Origin of the sequence: Actinoplanes sp. NPDC051475, from assembly GCF_040689425.1 — a bacterium.
Classification (GTDB): Bacteria; Actinomycetota; Actinomycetes; order Mycobacteriales; family Micromonosporaceae; genus Actinoplanes.
On sequence record NZ_JBFAZZ010000021.1, the window covers coordinates 54,781 to 73,445 of the forward strand.

The window sequence follows — 18,665 nt, forward strand, 5'->3', positions numbered from 1 at the left end:
TCCGAATAACCCATGTCGCGCGTTGTCCCACACTACTGGCCTGCCTAGGGTGACTATGGGAGGGATGTGCGCGGCCCGACTGTGGAGGTGGTCATGCCAGCCGAGGTACTGCTGGACCGTGCGGTCCAGGTCAATTACGGGCAGCTCTATGTCCTGCACGATGGTGGTGGCGTGGAGGCGGAGGAGGCATTCCGCGGACAGGTCAACGGTCTGTGCGGCGCTGCTGATGACGGCGCGTTGTTCTTGGTTACCGGCTTGCGTAGTGGGCCCGTGGGTTTTGTCGTAGAGCGGCATTCGGCCGAGCCGGCGATCGACGGTTCTTGGGAAGAGATTGTCGAGTCGTCGTTCAGGGCAGCCTCGGATGAGGTGGTACTGCAGGAGTGGAGCGGTATCCGTTATCCGTTGGATCTGGATCCAGGGCCGTACCGTGTTCGCTATTGCGCGAAGGGCATGGATCGCGGCTGGGACGTCGAGACCTTAGGTCTCGACGATGAGGTCGTCGACACCTACCTTCTGCAGATCTGGCCGGGGCCACCGCTCGCCGATCGCATCGTCCGGCAGACCAGCGATGCCGCTGGCTACTGGCATCGCGAACACGGCGGCCAATCGACCGTGGAGCACGATGACGAGGCACGTCAACAAGCGGCCGAGCAGGAGCTCGAAGATCGTAGACGCTTCGGTGACCGGACGCCCAATGAACGTCTGCGGTCGGTAAAAACCAGCGTGGCCGCTATTCGGCGGCTCGATGAGGAGCTCATGCACGCCCTCGCCGACGTGGACGACCCGCTGCATCGTGCCGTGGCTCGGTGGGCGGCGCTGCGCGCGCTCACGGCTGCCGGAATGAATGATGTGCCGGCCCTGGCACCGGCGATCGCGGCGCTAAGGCAAGGGCAGCCGACGCCTCCCCCGTTCGACGACGAGTACGCCGCCATGACTGCGATAGAAGACGCCGTGCCGCTTTCGACGGTACCGAGCATCGCCGTACTGCGCTCTGAGGACTCTGACCGGCGGGAATCTGTTCAACAGTGGAACGCGATGCCAGCGTTAGCTGCCACTGCGCAGGAGGACTCACTGGAGGCGGCACTCGACGCGGTGGTGTTCGCAACGATCGTCCACGGCAATGAAGCCTACGAGGAGTTCCTCGCACAGCTATGGGACGCGTTCCCACAACTGCGTGGCTGACGACTGGCTCGATATGTTTATTTGCCGGACGATGACAGATGTGTGGGCCCCGCAACCGGCACTCGGTCGCGGAGCCTACACACAGCATCCCGCTTAGGGATCAATCCTTACATAGAACCCGTCGCCGTCAAGAAGGCGCATGCCAAAATACCTTCCCTCCTTGTCTTTCCGCTCACTGTAGAAGTGTCCGAGCGCGCTTCCGCCCGTCGAGTTCTGGGTGGCATTGATGAAGCATCGACTGAAGCCGTTAGGTCCAAAATCCTTATCCACTTCACGGAAGTGGCAGAATTTGAATGTGCGCGGGTTGTTCACCGGCCTGTTGACGACGTAGGCGCCTTGGTACGTGGACGCGAAGGGATATTCGTCGCAGGATGTACTCTTCGGCGCACCTTCCTTGTCCCGGAGTCCGCTCGGACATGATCGACGTCGGTTCTTGCCAATTAGGGAGTCGTCGTAGAGGCGGGTGAGCTTTCGCTCGGAACCCGGTTGACCATCAAGAGCTGGTCCTGGCCTACCGGCAAGCTGGGACTGCTGGGCGGCGTAAATGTGGTTTGCCAGGTCTGGGTACTTTCCGGTTTTGTGGTACTTCAGCGACGGGATGAAATTCGGCACCACGCACCCCACCGTGGACGACCCCTTCAATGCCTGGTCGCATCGAACATAATTCGACAACACGGTTACGGTCTTTACAGCCGCCGACAGAGGCCTAGTAACTTTGAAGGTCAGACCAACCTGGGCGACGCGACGCTTGTTGGACGACCATTGGGGCGGCATGTCCACGAGTGCAGTGAGTTCCACCCAAAGATCGAACTTATCGAATGCACCTCCTGCTTCTGGGCGATAGACGGCACAGCTCTGCGGGCAGGACGCACTCACCGATTCAGCCCGCGCGCCCGCCACGCCACGCGTACCCTTTGCGCTATACACACTCAAAACGTGTAGATAGACGTGATAGTCCCAGGTCTTCTTCGTCGGCGACTGCCGCGCATACCGATAGACATCGAACGTAACAAATCCAGCGGACACGGTGACGCCATTCACAATGTCCGTGGGGAAGTAGAAAGCCTTTTCCCTAAAGCAGGCAGTGTACCTGCTGACCCTCCACTCGAGATAATGCTGCAGCCTGCAACCGGACGGAATAGGGAGATTGCCCGTGGTTCCTGGCTCCGGGTACGACATGGTGCTGTACGACTCTGCCGAGGCGGTCGCAACGGAGTCCAACTCTTCGGCGTCCACCTCGCTGTCCTCGACCGCCACGGCGGGAGCCTCCTCCACCGAGGGCGGGATGTCCAAGCAGTCGTAGCTGCCGTCCGGCGCGTCTACCGTTACACCCTCCGGGCTAGAGCAAACCTCGCTGAGAGCATCCGACATCGCCGATGCTTGCGGGTCTTCTGGTAAAAAGGCAGACGTGTCCAATGCGGATTCAATCTGCTGTGCCTCAACCGGGATACCGGTTTCGTCGGGATCTGCTTCATCGGCGGTCTCGCCGGTGTCGGGCGTAGAAACGTAATCTGGCTGGTCATCGACGCCCGGGATGAAATCGTTGGCCGGAGCACTCTCGGGCACCGAGTCCACGGCGAGCGGGTCAAGATCGAATAGCGGTTCGTATCCGTCACCCTCGTTCGACGCCAGATCCGGGGTGGTGAAGACGGCCCGGACGGCGAACTCACACCAACCGGAATACGGCGCGGTGGCGTACGAGCCGGGGTCGTTCGCCCGGACCCGCCACTTGTACGACTCGCCCGAGACCAGTTTGTCCTGGGGAATCCACACGCCGGCCCTCTGGCTCGTGGGTGCCCCCGCAATCTGTTCAGTGCCCAGTACGGTGCCGTCGAGGCGCGCGTACTCGAACTCCGCACTGACCGTGCTCAGCGTGGAGTGTGAAAACGTCGCCCATAGCTGCGGGGTGAGAGTGTTGACCACCGGCCGCGACGCCCCACTGACACAACTCGTGCTCGGCTGTGTGCCGTCACCATCGATGTACACGCCACGAGTGGTCAGCGTCGGTGCCTGATTGAGCACGGAGAACGTGTATGCGGTGGTAGGGGACAGGTTTCCCGCCCTGTCACGCGAACGCACGTACAGTATGTGCGTTCCCGCGGTGAAGGGGATGATTGACGCGGTGGCGCTGCCGCCTACCCCAGTGGCGTTGACCACCGTTGTCGGAGGATTGGCGTCCAGCCCGTACTGGAACGATGCCACATCGCTGATCCCGTTGGCGCCGAAGGTAAAACTGCCCGGAACGCCAGGGCCGCCAGCGGTGACGCCGGCAGGATAGGTCGACGAGGAGACGGTTGGGACGGCGGTCGGGGCAGTCGTGTCAACGGTGAACTCACACCACGACGAGGGCGACCACCCGGTGGTGTACTTGCCGTCGTAGGACTTGACATGCCACTTATAGGTGCCGCCACTGGAGAGTTGGCCCGCCGGGACAGCAATCGTCGCGGTGCTCCCAGCCGGGACAGAGGATTGGGAGGCGGACCCGATCGCCGCCGAACCGGAAAGGGCCCACCACTCGAAGGTCGTCGTGAGTGGGTCGCCGTCGTCGTCCTGGTAGCTCGCGCGGAGTGTCGGGGTGGTGGTGGCGAGGAACGGGCGGGTGCTGCCGGACACGCAGCTGCCGGTGGTGCCGGTCTGCTGGGCGATTGGTTGCGGAATATTGTTGTAGATGACCGAGATCTTGGGGTTGTTCTCGAACCGTTTCCAGTAGGTGAGCTTGGTTTCGTCGGGCGAGCGCAGCCCGATGGTGATGTTCGTACCGTTGTTGGCGGCCTGCTGGGTGATCGGCGTGATGTCCATGCGGACCTCGCCGGCGGGGCAGGCCGAGGCGCCGCCCATGCCGCTCGTCGAGTAGCCCTTCGCCACGGTCTGGGTGTCCTGCTTGGTGCTCCAGGTCGGCTGGTTGTTCCACGTCGTGGTACTGCCGCCGGCGTAGGTGGCGTAGGCGTCGAGCGGGGTGGCCGTGCAGGAGCCCGACCACTTCTCCTGAAGCCGAAGGTCTGCCGACGTCACCTGCTTGCCGACGAACGGCGCGGTGGCGGTGGAGAAGTTGAAGAAGGTCCGCCACTTGTTGACGCCGTTGTTGCTGCCGACCAGTGCGTCGTCCGCGGTGTTGAAGTAGGTGCTGGTGGGGTTGCTGGCGGTGACCATCACGAACCCGGTGCGGTACGTCGTGAAGCTGGGATCGACATACACGGGGAACTTCGTGGCTGGGGCGTCCAGCATCTTCTGGTCGGGGGTGATCGACATCGTGTCGTCCCCGACGGTGACGGGCATACGGGCCTTGTCGCTATCCGACGCGGTCTCCGCGGACGCTGCCGCCACCGGAGTGGTTCCGGCGGCGGTGTCGGAGTCCCACATGACCGGCGTGCTCGCCGTCAACGCAAGACGCCCGGTCTCCTCATCCACGACTTTGAGGTTGCCGGTCTTGTTGGCCGCGACGACTAGGCCGTCGGTCTCCATCTCGAAGTTCAGCTTGTTCAGCGCCGGGTCTTTCGCCGCCTGGCGCGTCTTGACCACGAAGACCTGGGAGAAACCGTCGACGTCGGCCGTGAGGCGCAGGTCGATACCCGGGCGAACCTCACGGTACGTCGCCGTGTTCCCGGCAAGGGTCGGCGTGGGAAGCGCACCCCACGGCGACGACAACGCGACCTCGCCGTCGTTGTTCTCGACGCTCACCATCGGGTCCGTACCGCCACCGGAGAACGCCACATCGGCCGCGGCGGCCTTGGGAGCGACTGACCCGTCGGCCTGAATCTGCAGCGTCGTGTCGACGGGAACCCAGTCGCCGTCTCGTTCCACCCGGACCGGCCGGTACCGGTGCTCGAACTCCACCGTCCCATTGGGCAACGCGAAGGCCTCGTCCGTCTCGTTGGTGGCGTCGGCGATCTGCACCCGGGTTTGACACCGCAGCGCGATAGCGATGGCGTCCGCCTCAGTCTCCGTCGCCACCAGGCACTGGTCGGGCGCCGTCGCGGAGACGTCGGCCTGGGCCGCGCCGGGACTGACGAACGACAGACCGCCCGCAAGTACGGTCAGCGGCAGAGCCCAAGCCAGGCCCGCGCGCACCGGCCGACTTCGGCCGGTAAAAGCGGATGTCAAGCGCATGGGAGTTCCCAAATCACTGCAACCTCTCGTGATCTACGCACACAACAAGGCCGGTCTCATCGACCGGCCTTGCACAGACAGGAGCAATTCGGTTGCAGAGAGAGATCTCTCACCCTCCCATCCGCAGAAGCATGCGTTGAGCAATGAGACAAACACGCTCCGTAGTCAATGACGGTGGTTCCCGGGTCATCACCGGTTCCTCCAACATGAAATTCGCGAAGGCGTAAGGGCCGCAACGCGAGCCAACGGCGTGGCCTCCTGGGGTGTCTCGGAGGCCGATCTCTCCTCGTCCAAGGACTTCGGCTTGACGCCGTAACACCGTGACCGCATCTGCGCCCGGTTGCGCCAATAGCGTCGGGACGAAAGACCATTTCGGCTCCGAGCAGCTGCATTTCGCAGCGCGGCCTTGCACCCCGTCGCCGTATGACCACGTCCCGGCAACTACATGAAGTTCCGAGTGGCGGCACCTCTCTTCGCGGCGACGGTGCATCCCGGCTCGAGGGGACAGCGGTAGACAGTGCCGGTCAGCTACCGGCCTGGTCGCGGCGACGGCATTGTCGAATATGTAATCGACAGACAGTCTCCGTCATGCGATTCGCATGTGAGAGAGAATGACGGCCGACGGATTTGTGTCCGAGCGGGGCGCCGGACGTACCGAGAATCGCGATCTCATCCGCCCAAAAACGGCGCCATATTGCGTGCCCTTCCGGCTCTGTTGATTGACGGCCGGGCCCCGCCGGCTGATGCCGAGCCGGCCACGTGCGGCTGCCCCCATCAGCCGCCGTGGTCGGCCGCGCATACCGACACATTCCTACGTCCGGGAGAAGTATGGTGCTGTCCTTTTCCGCCGCGGCTGCGCCGGACACCTCAACGAATGCGTCCGCTGAGGCCGCCGACCGATCGCTGCCCCCGGAACGCGGCGGCGAAGGATCCGACTCGCATGCGGCGGCGATCCCCGTGCGGGCGCGTCCGGTGCCGCATGAGTTCGGCCCGGCGGACGTCGCGGAACGTGTGTGGTTGGGCGCCGCTGCCCTGCGACCGGCCGCGGTGGTCGCGGTGTCGTCGGCTGACGGCGGTGTCGGCCGTTCCACGCTGGTCGCCTCGCTCGGTGGCCTCCTCGCCCTCGCGGTGCCGGGTCCGGTGATCGCCGTGGACATGCACCCGGTGCCATGGGGTGGCCTCGTCGAACGGGTCGGCCGTTCGAGCGCGGGAACGATGTGGGACGCCGTCCGCGACCTGCACACCCTGACCAGCCGCCGTGAGGTCGAGCGGTGGACCCAGCACAGCCCGTCCGAATTGCTCGCGCTGGTCGGCGAGACCGAAGGGCGAGGCCGTCGCCCGCCGCGCCACGACGAGGCGGCAGCGGTCGTCAACGCCCTGCGCCGGCTCTATCCGCTGACCGTCTGCGACGTCATGCCCGCCCTGATCGCCGGGGTGTGGCGCACCCTCGCGGCCGCGCACGCACCGGTGCTGGTCGCTCGGGCCACCACCGACAGCCTGCACCACACCATGCGGCTGGTCGCCCACCTGCGCGCCGCCGGGTACGGCCGGGTCGCCGACCGCGGCGTGCTCGCGGTCGTGGCGAGCTCACCGGCCACCGACCGCGGCGTACGCGCCGTCATTCAGCAGGCCACCACATCCGTCCCGGCGGTAGTGCCGATTCCCTTCGATCCGCAGCTGGCCCGCCCGGAACCGATCGACGTGCGCCGCCTGCGCAAGCCGACCCGCCACGCCTTGGTTCAGCTGGCGGACGCGGTCATCCAGCGATGCGCCGATCCCCGAGCCGAGTTGCCCGTCGGTGCAGGTAAGGAGCGTTCGTGATGCTGACATCTGCGACAGCGTGGCTCGCCGTGCGGCTGCCTGCCGCAGTTCAGGAGGTCCTGGCAGCGCCTGCGCCGACTCCGGCGCCGTCGAACGGCCCCGGCGGTTTCGATTGGAAGCGCGTGCATCCCGACGGCTCCGCGATCCCGAAGTCCGGCATCTTTTACACGATCATGAACGCCGTCATGTGGCTCGGCATCGTGGCCGCGTTCTGCGGCCTGGTCGCCGGGGCTATCGCCTTCGGCGTCGGCCCCATTTTCGGTGCCCACATCGTGTCCGACCGCGGCAAGAGCATGATGTGGCGCAACGGCCTCGTGGCGATCATCGTCGGCTCTGCCACCGCCATCATCGCCGGGCTGCTGGTGCTGTGACCGCGGCCAGGAACGCGACCCGGGCGGCCCAAGCCGGTACCGATCCCCGCGTTTCCCGCCGGACGCCCATCGCGCGCGGGCTACTCCTTCTTGCGCTGACGGTCGTGATGCTGGTCGGCGGCGCGGTCCGCGCCCATGCGGCTCCCAGCCCGAGCCCTGCACCGTCGAGCCCGGTCGTCGACGCCGCGTGCGCGGCGAAAGCACCCGGTTCGGTCGCGTGGTGCATGCCGTGGGCCGTGCACGTTGACAAGCCCACCGAGCAGGGCCGCTCGCACTGGGTCACCCAGTGCAGTAAAGCGACCAGCGACGCCGACAAGCAGTCCTGCGCCGCCGCATCGATCACCTTGAGCGATAACCCGCCCGACGGGACCGCCTCAGTGCTGATGGACGGCCCCAGCACTGGCGCCGGCCCCACCGGACTGATCAATTGTGCCGCGCAGCTCCCTGTCGGCTATAGCCCCGAGTCCCACACGCAGCCGGCCGTCGACCTCAAGTACAACCTCTGTCAGCAGCAGGTTTCAACGTGGGCTGCGCAGCTGTACGACCCGGACCCGAAACAACCGGACTGCCCGATCTCCGACGTCAACTGCAAGGTGCAGCATGGCGCCCAGGAAGCGCTGGAAACCGGCGTGCGCACCGGCATCCAAGGGCTCGTGGACGCGGCGGTGCAAGGCGTGGTGTTTCTACTGTCCAAGCTGGCCAGCTGGGTCTTCACAGTCACCGCGATCTCGTCGCCGGACGCCGCGTTCTACTCCACCTACAACTCTCTCGCCGGCGTGATGGTCGGGCTGATCTTCGTCTTCTTCGTGCTCTCTACGGTCATTAACGGGCTGCGCACCAGCGCCGGGCCTAGCCCGGTCGCGTCGCTGGGTGGTCTCGTGCGGGCGGTGCTTGGCGTTACCTTCGCTGGCGGACTGGCCTACACCATCGTCGCGGCGTGGGACCAGGCCACCAACGCGGTCATCGAGGCGAACGCGCGTACCCCGTACGACCCGTCGCTACTAGTGACCAGCTTCAGCAACCTCACCGGCGGCGCCGGGACCATGTTCATCGCCCTGCTGCTGGCCGTGCTGGCGACCATCGGCCTGCTCCTGCTGTTCGTGATCATGCTGTTCCGGGGGCTGCTGGCTACCGGGGCCGCACTGTTCGGCGCGGTCGCGATGTCCGGGCAGGCCATGCACGAGACCCGGCATTGGGGGCGCCGCTGGTTCTGGACGGTGAACGCTCTGGGCAGCAGCAAGTTCTTCATCGCTGAGCTGTGGATCTACGGTTCGCGGTCGGCGTACGGGTCGGACGACCTGATGAACGCGCTGCGCGGGGTGCTGCTGATCTGGCTGATGGTGGTGGCGCCGTGGATCCTGTTGCGGCTGACAACGCTGTGGGACGGATACCTGTCCGACGTCAACGCCCACGGCATCCTGTCGAGCGCCGGGGGCCCGCTGCAGCTCGGCGCTGATTTCGTCGACGGAGTCCGCGGCGGGGCCGCCGACGCAGGCGATGGTGGCGGCAGTCCGGCGTCTGGTGCAGCTGGACTTATGGACGAGAACGCCGCGAGCATGCCGACCAGCCCGGTCGAGGCAGCCGAAGGGGCAGCCGAAGGGGCAGCCGAAGGGGCAGCCGGCATCGGTGACGGCACCGGCCGGCAGGTGGCCGACGCCGCTTCGACCGGTGCCGACGGCGGGCAGGTCGGTGAAACCGCCAAGGACGCCAGTAGTGACGGCCAGGACGGGGCCGGTGAGACCCCGAACGGCGAGGAAGCCGACGGCATCCACGCAGGCGCGCAAAGCGCGCAGCACGACGTGGCGTCCGGACAGCTCACCGCTCCCGGCGATGCGACCGGCTCTCAAGGGTCGCTGCCGGTAACCCCGGGCGCGGCGCAGACCGCCGACCCGACCGGTGGCGTCACCAGCGACCTCACCGGCACCCCGACCGGCGTCGGCACGGGTGGCGGACCGGGCGACAGCAGCACCGGCACTGGAGCGGATGTTAGCGGCCCTGAAGCCGGTACCTCCCCGATGCCGGACTCCGCCGGCACGCCGTCACCCGCCGCCGCGGGTGGCGACCCGGCGGGCGCCTCGTCGGCGAGTGAGCCATCAGCGGCCGCACCGGCAGCGGGGCCGGACACCTCGCCACAGCAGAACCCATCGGCCGACAGCGAGCAGTCCGGTGGCCGCTCGGGCGCCGCAGCGAACGGCGGCGACGGTGCTGCCGCCGTAGCCGCCGAAGTGCCCATCGTGCCGATCTAGCCAGAGCTTGACGAAAGGGAAGATCCGATGAAGTTCCAGTTTCCGCCGCGCTCGACGCGCGGAGCGGTCCTCGGGTTCGCCTGGTCCCAGATCGCCCTGGTCATGGCGGGTGTCATCGCCGCCGTGGTGGCCCTCAACTTGCTGGTCGCCGGCCATCGCGGAGCCGCGCTCGGCGCGCTGGCGGGCTGCCTGCTGCTGGTGACGCTGGGCCTGCTGCGGTTCAAGGGCCGCCGCGTGACCGAGTGGGCGCCGGTCGTCGCCGGAGCTCTGCTGCAGCGCCGTGCCGGGCAGAGCGAATACCGCGGTGGCCCGTACGCGCCGAGCAGCGTCGAGCAGTGGATGGACCTGCCCGGCCCGGCCGCCGCCTACGTGTGGCTCGAAGCGACCGCCTCGGATGGCACCAAACAGATCGGCCTGCTGCGTCACCGCCGGGAGAAGACGGTGACCGCGGCCCTCACGTGCTACGGCACCAACCTCATCCTGGCCGACCGCGACGTGCAGAGCCAGCGGCTGACCGACTGGGCGCAGCTGCTCAACATCCTCGGCAGTGAGTACGCCGACGCTGGCCTGATCCGCTGGTCGGTGACCTCCCGCGCGGTGCCGGACACCGGCAACGCAGCCCAGCGATACCTGGTGAACCGGGCCGTCGACACCAGCAGTGACGCCTACCGGTCGCTGGCGCAGCTGACCGCCGCGGCAGCGCCTGCGGCGCAGCGTCACGAGATCTACCTGTCGGTGGTGTTCGACGTCGCCCGGCTGTCCGGGGAGATCGCCCAGGCCGGCGGGACGGACACGGCGATCGCCGCGGTGGTGCTGGACCGGCTGACCGGAATCGAGTCCGCCGTGATGGAAGTCGGGATTACCACCGGTGGCTGGCTGTCGCCGCGCGCCTACGCCGCCATCATCCGGACCCAGTTCGATCCCGACGATCAGGAGGTCGTCGACCTGCGCGCCAGCACCACTCCGACCGAGAACGGCCCGACGGCGGCGGGAGTCGAGCCGCGGCTGGCCGGACCGGTCGCCGCCCGCACGGTCGGCTGGAACACCTACCGGCACGACTCGGCGTTCTCCCGCACCCTGTGGGTGGCGCAGATGCCGCGGCAGCTGGTCGCTGCGACGTGGCTGAGTCCGCTCTACATGCGCACCACCTGCCGCCGCACCGTAAGTCTGGTCGCGCAGCCCGTCCCGGCGGCGGTGGCGCAGCTGGCCACCCGCCGCGAGAAGGTGTCCCGGGCCGGCGACGAGGTCACCAAACGCAAACTACGGCTGGTCCGGACCGCGCGGGAGGATGACGAGGCCCGCGCGGTCGAGCAGATCGACCGGGAGCAGGCCGCCGGGCACGTGCGGTACCGGTACGCGCTGCTGGTCACCGTCACCGCGCCCACCATGCCCGATCTCGACCGTGATGTGCGCTCGGTGAAGCGGATCCTGTCGCGGGCCGGCTGCGAGGCCATCGTCTTGGCCGGGGAGCAGGACCAGGCGTTCGTCGCCGGGGCGCTGCCGTTGGCGCGCGGGTTGAAGCCGGCCCGGGGGTGGTCCGCGTGAGCCGCAGGGTCCTGCGCCGAGAAGGATCCCTCGCGGACCGCATCGAGCAGCGGGCCGCCGCTCGCGACCTCGCCCGCGCGCAGGCCGCGCTCGAGCGCGAACAGCACGCGGTGGCCCGGCAGGAGGACCGGCTGCTCGGCCCGGTGCCGGTCGGCCGGCGCGGCGCCTATGGCCGGGCGGCAGGGCGGGTGTTCTGGCAGATGCAACTGCCGCCGCTGACCACCACCTCCGCCCAGCTGTGCAGCGTGTATCCGTTCGTGTCCGACCCGGGACTGCCCGTCGACGGCCCGCTGATCGGCCTTGAGGTGTACTCCCGCTCGGCGTTCACGTTCAGCCTGCACGAGCTGTACCGGGCGAAGGTCATCACCGCCCCGAACATGGTCGTGACCGGTGAGATCGGCTCGGCGAAGTCGTCGCTGCTCAAGACTCTGGCGTTTCGGGGGATCCCGTTCGGCACAAGGTTTTACGGCACCGACTACAAGGGCGAATACGAACAGCTCGCCGCGGCTGCCGGCATCACCCCGGTGCGGATCGGCCCCGGCCTCGGGGTGATCATGAACCCCCTCGCGGGGATTCGCCGCTATCCGCAGCAGACCGAGCCCCAGTGGCGGCAGTTGCAGCGCTCACGCCGGCTGCTGCTGCTCGAAGGACTCCTGGAGATCCAGCTCGGCGGGCCGCTGCAGGAAGCCGAACGTTCTCTGCTGGAGTACGCCGTCGACGCGGTCACCCGCGAACACGACGCCTCCGCCGGCCGGCTGGCCACCCCCACCCTGTCCGCGGTACTCGCCGCGACCGGCGACCCCGGGCTGTGGCAGCACCGCCTCGACCAGCTCGCCTACCCCGTCGACACGTTCGTCACCGACTCGCGCCGGGTCCGCCTAGCCCTCGAACGCTTGATCAGTGGAGCGCTCGGTGGGGTGTTCGACGGCCCGGTCGAATCCAATGCCCGCCTGGACTTCACCCAGCCCGGCGCGATCCTGGACCTGCGCACCATCCGCGCCTCGGATCAGATGACCGCGATGGCGATGACCTGCGCGCAGTCCTGGCTGGAAACGGAACTCTCGGCGCCGGACGCCCCGCCGCGGGTCTGCTTCTACGACGAATTCGCGCTCATCGCCCGCCACCTGCCGCTGATCCGGCGCATGCGCGAACAGTTGAAGCTGGCTCGGGCGCTAGGCATCGCCAACGTCCTAGCCTTCCACCGCTTCAGTGATTTGGCGGCGTCCGGATCGGCCGACTCCGAGCAGGTGCGGATCGCCCGTGGCCTGATCGAAGACTCCGGCGTGCGGGTCTCCTACCGTCAAGCCACCGGCAGCCTGGAACAGGCCCGCGAATTCCTCGGCACCTCCGACGTCGAGACCGACCTGCTGAGCTACCTGCGCCAAGGCGTCGGTCTGTGGAAGGTCGGCACCCGCTCCTTCGTCGTCAAACACCAGCTCTCTCGGCTGGAGACGGCGATGGTGCACACCGATAGCCGCATGGAAGCCGACGAGCAGGCCGCACCGGTCGACGGCGCCGACTACGACGCCCGGCTCGCCGCCGCGACCGACGGAACGGCCGCGTGATGGCCCGCCCGCCGCTGTCCTCGCCCGGTCACCGCCCGCCCCGGCAAGGCCGGGCCCGCGCCGACATCCTCGGCCGCGTGGTCCTGCTCGTGCTGTTCACGGTGGTCGCGGTGGTTGGCGTGGTTTCGTTGTGGACGGCCGGTCAGCTGTCCGCCCTGCTGGCGCACCACCGCTGGGCCGACACCACGATCGGCGAAACGCCCGGGGTCGTGGTGCGGCTGACCGCGCATCTGAGTCAGCCGGCCGACGCGTGGCCGGCCACCGCCCGCCCGGTTATCGGGGGCGGGTGGTTGCTGTATCCGTTGTGGGCGCTCACGTTCTTCGGCATCCTCGCCGGGATCGGCACCCCGGCACTGCACCTGGCCAAGACTCGGATGCGCCGAAGCGGCTTCGCCACCCACGCCGACCTGCACCGCACGCTGACCGCCGACGCGGTCCGCGCCCGCGTCGACGTGGTGCGTCCCGGGCTGACGATCGTCGACACCGACGACCAGCTGAGCCGTGCCGCGAAGACCGCTCGGCGCCGTGACCCCCTCGAGGTCGCCCGGTTCCTGGGCAACGACGCCACCAGCGGCCGGCCGCTGTACCTGGCCAACGAATACACCCTGCTGGGCGCTGCGGTGCCGCGCTTCGGCAACAAAACCACCCGCTACGTGATCCCGGCGGTCGCTGACGCTCGCGGCGCGGTCATCACCACCTCCACCCGCCTGGACGTCGCGGAGATCACCTACGACCGCCGGGCCACGATCGGACCGACCCACATCTTCGAGCCGCAGGGCGAGATCCGTGGCGTGCCTCGCATGGCGTGGTCGCCGATCGAAGGAGCGGACGACCAGATCGTCGCCATGCTCAGGGCCAACGGCTTCGCCGCCGGCTCCGGCATCGGCGACGAGTCGGTGGAGAACGGCAAATGGTTCCGCGACCAGGCCGCGACCATCCTGCGAGGTCTGCTGCACGCCGCCGCTCTCGACGAGCACGCCACCATGCTCGACGTTCTGGCCTGGTCGCAGAACCCAGCCAACTCGCGGCCGGAACGGATCCTGCGCGCGCACGGCGTCGACTCGTGGGCCGACCGGCTGGCCCGGCACCGCGAGACCAGCGGTAGGGCCCGCGACACCATCCAAACCGTCGTTTCCGGCGCCCTGGATGCGTTCAACGACCCCCGGGTCCTGGTGGCCTGTTCGCCGCCGCGCGGCACCCAGTTCAAGCCCGTCGACTGGCTGCGCGAGTCCGGCACGATCTATTTGGTCGGCACCCGCGACGCCCAGGCCCTGATCGCGCCGTTGCTCGCTGCCCTGTCCGAGGACATTCTCTACCAGGCCAAACGCCTGGCGTTGACCGCGCCGGGTGGGCGGATAGAGCCGACGCTGTACTTCATCGGCGACGAGATCACCAACATCGCCCCCCTGCCGTCACTGCCCAGCTTGATGAACGAGGGCGGCGGCTCCGGCATCGCCGTGTCGATCTTCGCGCAGAACCTGCACCAGCTCCGCGAACGCTGGGGCGACAAGGGCGGGCGGGCCATCGCCGACTCCGCCAGCGCCCGGCTGCTCATCGGCGGCAGCAGCGACGTCACCGGCATGCGCGACGCCCAAGCCCTGGCCGGGCAGGTCAGCCACATCACCTCCAGCCACTCCTGGGGCGGCGGCCGGGCCTCGGTCAACGAAAGCACCCGCCGCGAGAACCTCCTGGATTTGGCCGACCTGCGCACCCTGCCCGAAGGCCGCGCGCTCGCCCTGGTCGGCAACCTGCCGCCGGTCGAGCTCGCCGTACCGGCGTGGTGGGAACGACCGGACGCCGGGGAGCTGACCGCCGGCCGCGACGCCTTCCGCAAACGACTCGCCGAGGCTGCCTGATGGACGCCCTCGACTTCCAACTGCCCGACGACCCGCCGCCGGACATGGTCGCCGTCGCCCAGCTCGCCGCGTCCTTGGCGAAGCTGACCGAGGCCGTCGACACCCTGCACCAGCAACACCTCGCCCTGGCCGACACCGTCTCCCGCGGCTCCAGCGCCGGACCGCGCAAAGCCTCGTCGAGCATCCCCTGGCCGCTGCGCTGGACCGACCTGGACCGCGACGCCGCCGCGCTGGTGTGGGCGTGGTTGATCGACTGGGTCGACTGGGCCGTCGACCGCTACCAGCTGGCCGAAGAGATTCCGGCCTGCTGGTACCAGCATCCGCCGCTGATCGAGGAACTGTCCGCGCTCGCCGCCGCGTGGCACACCGCATACGACGACGCCGCTCCGGCGGACGGGCCGCTGCTGTGGCACGAACGCTTCGCCCGCGCTCGCCTGCGGCTTCGCGACTGGGACGACTACACCCGCTGCCGCAACGGCACCCACACCGACCGGCACCTCGACCTCACCTGGCCGAGCGCGTGGCGTGAGGCCGCGGTGCTGGTCGCGGACGCCGATCTCACCAACCGGCCGACCGCCGTGCCGGTCGCCCGCCCGCAGGAGCCGACGTCATGACCATGCCCGCCGAAGTCACCTCGGACGCCGCCTGGGACCGCCTCAACACCATCTTGCGGGCCATGTACCGCGACGTCGACGACCTCTACCAGCGCATCACCGAACCCGACGCCGACCAGGAAGCACCGCAGACACAGGAGAACGAACCCGTGAGTGATCTTGACGCCGAATACGAAGCCGACGCTGACGACCGTGCCGCCGAGTACGCCGACGAGGAACGCGAGCGCCTCGACGCAGAGACCGACGGCCGCCTCGACGGCGACTACGACACCGACGTCTACGACGAACCCGGCTTGGAGGACTGATGGCCGCCTACACCACCCTCGCCCGCGACCCCGACGCCAGAGACTGTGCGGCCGCTGGTCACTCGGCCAGCGAAAACTATCTACTCTACGTCGACATCCTGCGCGAGCTCGACGGCCAAGGCGCCGCCGTCAACCAGCGCGCTGCTCGAGGCGCACACCGCCGACACCGCCCACCAACGCCATACCGCACTGACCACCCTGCACACCCGGCTGCGCGACATGGCCGCCACCGCCAACGACGCCATCGGCAGCTGGCCCGAACACGGCGACGTACCGGCATGAGCCGCCGGCGACTGGCCGCCGCCTGCGGGCTCGCCTTCGCCGTGATGGCGGGGTGCAGCCCCGCCGGTGGCTCCTCCGCGCCGGCCGAGCCAGCGGCGGTGACGAGCAGTGGCCATGCGGCTGCGGTCAGCGGGCCACGCCGCAACGCCGCTCTGCTCGCCGCCCTGACCTACGTCCGGCTGTGGGCCCGGCCCACGCTCGACCGCACAGCCTGGTACACCGGCGTAAAGCCGATGGTGACGCCGGCCTACGCGCAACTGCTCGCCGACAGCAGCCCGGCGCAGGTTCCCGCCCGAGCGGCGACCGGCAGCCCCCGCCTGGTCACGGCAGACACGGCCGTGGTGGTCGCGGACGTGCCGACCGACGCCGGGCTCATCCGCGTCACCGTCGCCAGCACCGGCGGACGGTGGCTGATCGACGACGCCCGTCCGGTGTCGGCACCATGACGCAGCAGACCCCGATGACCGACACCGCTGGCCTTGGGCTCGCATCGTCGGGCACTGCTGTCTCCCTGCAGAGACGGCGGCCATGAACCGCGCCGTCGCCTTGGTGGTGGGCGCCTTCCTGCTTGTTGGCTGCTGCCTCGCCGGGCCGCTGTTGTTGCTGACCACCGTCAACGACGAGTGCGCCCCCACGCCGACGACGTCGGTAGCCAGCCGTCAACCTGTCGGGCAGTGGGACGCCGAGCAACTGGCCAACGCCCGCACGATCGTCAGTGTCGGCGCCGAACGGCGCATCCCGGCACGCGGCCAGATCATCGCGCTCGCGACCGCCATGCAGGAGTCCGGGCTACGTAACCTCGCCGGCGGTGACCGCGACTCCATCGGCCTGTTCCAGCAACGCCCCAGCCAAGGCTGGGGAACCCCGGCCCAGATCGGCGACCCCGTCTACGCCGCCGGCAAGTTCTACGACAAACTCGCCACCATCCGCGGCTGGCAGACCATGCCGCTGACCGAGGCCGCGCAAGCAGTCCAAGGCTCCGCTCTGCCCAATGCCTACGCGAAGTGGGAAGACGACGCCACCGCTCTGGGCCAACAGCTCGGAGCAGATCCCGGCAGCGCTGCGGACTGCTCCGCCGCCTCGGGCGGTACGGCCGATGCGGTCAAACGGAACCCTGACGGGTCCTGGCCGGATGAGGGCTGCACCATTCGCCCCGATCCGACCACCGGTTCTGGCTGCCTGACACCGCGGACGTTGCACCTTGTGCAGCAAGCCAAAGCCGCTGGCTTCCCGGAACCGGGCTGCTACCGCGTCGACGATCACGGCGAGCACCCCAAGGGCCGCGCCTGCGACTTCATGATGACCTCCGGCGGCGAAGCCTCCGGCGCCCAGAAAGCCCGAGGCGACGCGATGGCCGCCTGGGCTGTCGCCAACGCCGATCGCCTCGGCATCAAGTACGTCATCTGGTTCCGCCGCATCTGGACCCGCTCCGAAGGCTGGCACGCCTACAACAACCCCTTCGGCGGCGACGACCCGAGCGGATGGCACACCAACCACGTCCACATCAGCGTCGAGTGACACCACCGTCACTCGACCGCCTCCACCCACAACCTCGAAGGAGCAACACATGCTGCCTCACACCGCACCGGCCGCCATCCCAGACGCGCGGCCTCGGACCCGTCAACTCCTGGCACCGCTCATAGTGGCTCTAGCGCTCATTCTGGCTGGCCTGACGATGGCCACGCCTGCCGCGCATGCGCAGCCGTCATCAGTGGCGCGACCGGGATGTGCCCGGCACGACCTGGCCGTGACCCTGACCTCCAATCCCGGTGCAGCGCAGTACCGGCTCGCCGGATGGCTGTGCCGGCCAGCCCGCACAACGACCACGGTGCAGCTGCTGATCCCCGGACTGACCTACACCCACGGCTACTGGACCGGCCCCGACCCGCACAGCGACTACACCGCCGCGGCGCTCGCCGCCGGGGACGCCGTCTACCTCATCGACCGCATCAGCACCGGCTCCAGCGACCGGCCACCCGCCGACCAGGTCACCACCACCACCGAAGCCACCGTCACCCACCAGGCGGTCCGCGCGCTGCGCGACGGCACCATCGGCCGGTTCACCCGCGTCGTCGGCGTCGGACATTCCTACGGCTCGGTCATTTCGATGGCCGAAGCCGCCACCTATCACGACGTCGACGCACTCGTACTCACCGGTCTGCTGCACGACATCCGCATCGACGAGATGACCCGCTTCACCACCGACCTGTACCCGGCCGCCTCCGACCCGAAGTTCACCGACAGCACACCGCCGGACGGCTACCTGACCACCCGGCCCGGCAGCCGACCCCGGTACTTCCTCGACCGGAGCACCGCCGTCCGCAGCGCCGCCAGCTGGGACGAGCAAACCAAGACGACCGCCACCACCGGCGAACTCACCTTCACCCCGGACGACGAGCTGGCCTACAGCCGCGCCATCACCGTGCCCGTCCTATTCGTAATGGGCACCACCGACGCCCTGTTCTGCGGCACCGGCCAGCCCTGCACCACACCGGCCGACATCTGCCAACGCGAACACACTGCGTTCCCCATCGGCACCCCACTGGCCGCGGCGACCATCTCGCGGACCGGCCACTCGATCAACCTGCACCGCACGGCACCGCAGGCGTTCACCGCCATCGCCGCCTGGCTCCACCACCAGCGCACCGCCCCGGGCACGCCGCTGGTCGCGTCGTGCCGGTGATGACCGGCATGGGCTTGCAGACCCACCACGACAGGCGAACCTCTGTGGAAAGGACCCCGACCATGCCCCGATACACCGCCAGTCACCG

14 protein-coding genes are annotated in these 18,665 nt (G+C 68.4%); 13 read left to right on the forward strand and 1 reads right to left on the reverse strand.

Going from position 1 to position 18,665, the window contains the following annotated elements; all coding sequences use genetic code 11:
- Positions 1-93 precede the first annotated feature (93 nt).
- A complete protein-coding gene (locus AB0368_RS33140; protein ID WP_366157958.1) occupies positions 94-1,182 on the forward strand; it encodes a hypothetical protein in 1,089 nt (362 codons plus the stop codon).
- A gap of 93 nt (positions 1,183-1,275) precedes the next feature.
- Here AB0368_RS33140 and AB0368_RS33145 read toward each other — a convergent pair whose 3' ends face one another.
- Positions 1,276-5,289, reverse strand: coding sequence for a hypothetical protein (locus tag AB0368_RS33145; protein ID WP_366157959.1), 4,014 nt, complete (start codon positions 5,287-5,289; stop codon positions 1,276-1,278).
- A 972-nt stretch (positions 5,290-6,261) separates the two neighbouring features.
- Between AB0368_RS33145 and AB0368_RS33150 the strand changes: the two genes are divergently transcribed.
- The 12 genes from AB0368_RS33150 to AB0368_RS33205 all read left to right on the forward strand — a co-directional run bounded on the left by AB0368_RS33150 (position 6,262) and on the right by AB0368_RS33205 (position 18,577).
- The gene (locus AB0368_RS33150) at positions 6,262-7,110 is read left to right on the forward strand and encodes a hypothetical protein (protein WP_366157960.1); all 849 of its coding nucleotides are present in this window, start codon (positions 6,262-6,264) and stop codon (positions 7,108-7,110) included.
- Positions 7,110-7,481, forward strand: a complete 372-nt coding sequence (locus tag AB0368_RS33155; RefSeq protein WP_366158014.1) for a hypothetical protein — start codon at positions 7,110-7,112, stop codon at positions 7,479-7,481. The genes AB0368_RS33150 and AB0368_RS33155 overlap by 1 nt, the downstream gene beginning before the upstream one ends.
- 104 nt (positions 7,482-7,585) lie before the next feature.
- Positions 7,586-9,727 (forward strand): hypothetical protein, encoded by a 2,142-nt coding sequence (locus tag AB0368_RS33160; RefSeq protein WP_366157961.1) that lies wholly within the window; start codon positions 7,586-7,588, stop codon positions 9,725-9,727.
- Between the two features lie 27 nt (positions 9,728-9,754).
- Positions 9,755-11,272, forward strand: coding sequence for an SCO6880 family protein (locus AB0368_RS33165; protein WP_366157962.1), 1,518 nt, complete (start codon positions 9,755-9,757; stop codon positions 11,270-11,272).
- Complete coding sequence (locus AB0368_RS33170) at positions 11,269-12,837, forward strand: hypothetical protein (protein ID WP_366157963.1); 1,569 nt, start codon at positions 11,269-11,271, stop codon at positions 12,835-12,837. Before AB0368_RS33165 ends, AB0368_RS33170 begins: the two co-directional genes overlap by 4 nt.
- Positions 12,837-14,693 (forward strand): TraM recognition domain-containing protein, encoded by a 1,857-nt coding sequence (locus AB0368_RS33175; RefSeq protein WP_366158015.1) that lies wholly within the window; start codon positions 12,837-12,839, stop codon positions 14,691-14,693. The genes AB0368_RS33170 and AB0368_RS33175 overlap by 1 nt, the downstream gene beginning before the upstream one ends.
- Positions 14,693-15,307: a hypothetical protein gene (locus tag AB0368_RS33180; RefSeq protein ID WP_366157964.1), complete on the forward strand. Its 615-nt coding sequence runs from the start codon at positions 14,693-14,695 to the stop codon at positions 15,305-15,307. The genes AB0368_RS33175 and AB0368_RS33180 overlap by 1 nt, the downstream gene beginning before the upstream one ends.
- The gene (locus AB0368_RS33185; RefSeq protein ID WP_366157965.1) at positions 15,304-15,612 is read left to right on the forward strand and encodes a hypothetical protein; all 309 of its coding nucleotides are present in this window, start codon (positions 15,304-15,306) and stop codon (positions 15,610-15,612) included. Before AB0368_RS33180 ends, AB0368_RS33185 begins: the two co-directional genes overlap by 4 nt.
- Positions 15,613-15,657: 45 nt before the next feature.
- Positions 15,658-15,894, forward strand: coding sequence for a hypothetical protein (locus AB0368_RS33190; protein ID WP_366157966.1), 237 nt, complete (start codon positions 15,658-15,660; stop codon positions 15,892-15,894).
- Positions 15,891-16,340 carry a hypothetical protein gene (locus tag AB0368_RS33195; protein WP_366157967.1) on the forward strand — a complete coding sequence of 150 codons (450 nt, stop codon included), beginning with the start codon at positions 15,891-15,893 and terminating at the stop codon, positions 16,338-16,340. Before AB0368_RS33190 ends, AB0368_RS33195 begins: the two co-directional genes overlap by 4 nt.
- An 82-nt stretch (positions 16,341-16,422) precedes the next feature.
- Positions 16,423-17,412 carry a hypothetical protein gene (locus tag AB0368_RS33200; RefSeq protein WP_366157968.1) on the forward strand — a complete coding sequence of 330 codons (990 nt, stop codon included), beginning with the start codon at positions 16,423-16,425 and terminating at the stop codon, positions 17,410-17,412.
- A 229-nt stretch (positions 17,413-17,641) separates the two neighbouring features.
- Complete coding sequence (locus tag AB0368_RS33205; RefSeq protein WP_366157969.1) at positions 17,642-18,577, forward strand: alpha/beta hydrolase; 936 nt, start codon at positions 17,642-17,644, stop codon at positions 18,575-18,577.
- Positions 18,578-18,665: the final 88 nt, after the last annotated feature.

Coding starts and splice junctions, on each gene's coding strand:
- AB0368_RS33140 (WP_366157958.1), top strand. CDS start 94: ATGCCAGCCGAGGTACTGCTGGACCGTGCGGTCCAGGTCAATTACGGG.
- AB0368_RS33145 (WP_366157959.1), bottom strand. CDS start 5,289: ATGCGCTTGACATCCGCTTTTACCGGCCGAAGTCGGCCGGTGCGCGCG.
- AB0368_RS33155 (WP_366158014.1), top strand. CDS start 7,110: ATGCTGACATCTGCGACAGCGTGGCTCGCCGTGCGGCTGCCTGCCGCA.
- AB0368_RS33165 (WP_366157962.1), top strand. CDS start 9,755: ATGAAGTTCCAGTTTCCGCCGCGCTCGACGCGCGGAGCGGTCCTCGGG.
- AB0368_RS33175 (WP_366158015.1), top strand. CDS start 12,837: ATGGCCCGCCCGCCGCTGTCCTCGCCCGGTCACCGCCCGCCCCGGCAA.
- AB0368_RS33180 (WP_366157964.1), top strand. CDS start 14,693: ATGGACGCCCTCGACTTCCAACTGCCCGACGACCCGCCGCCGGACATG.
- AB0368_RS33185 (WP_366157965.1), top strand. CDS start 15,304: ATGACCATGCCCGCCGAAGTCACCTCGGACGCCGCCTGGGACCGCCTC.
- AB0368_RS33195 (WP_366157967.1), top strand. CDS start 15,891: ATGAGCCGCCGGCGACTGGCCGCCGCCTGCGGGCTCGCCTTCGCCGTG.
- AB0368_RS33200 (WP_366157968.1), top strand. CDS start 16,423: ATGAACCGCGCCGTCGCCTTGGTGGTGGGCGCCTTCCTGCTTGTTGGC.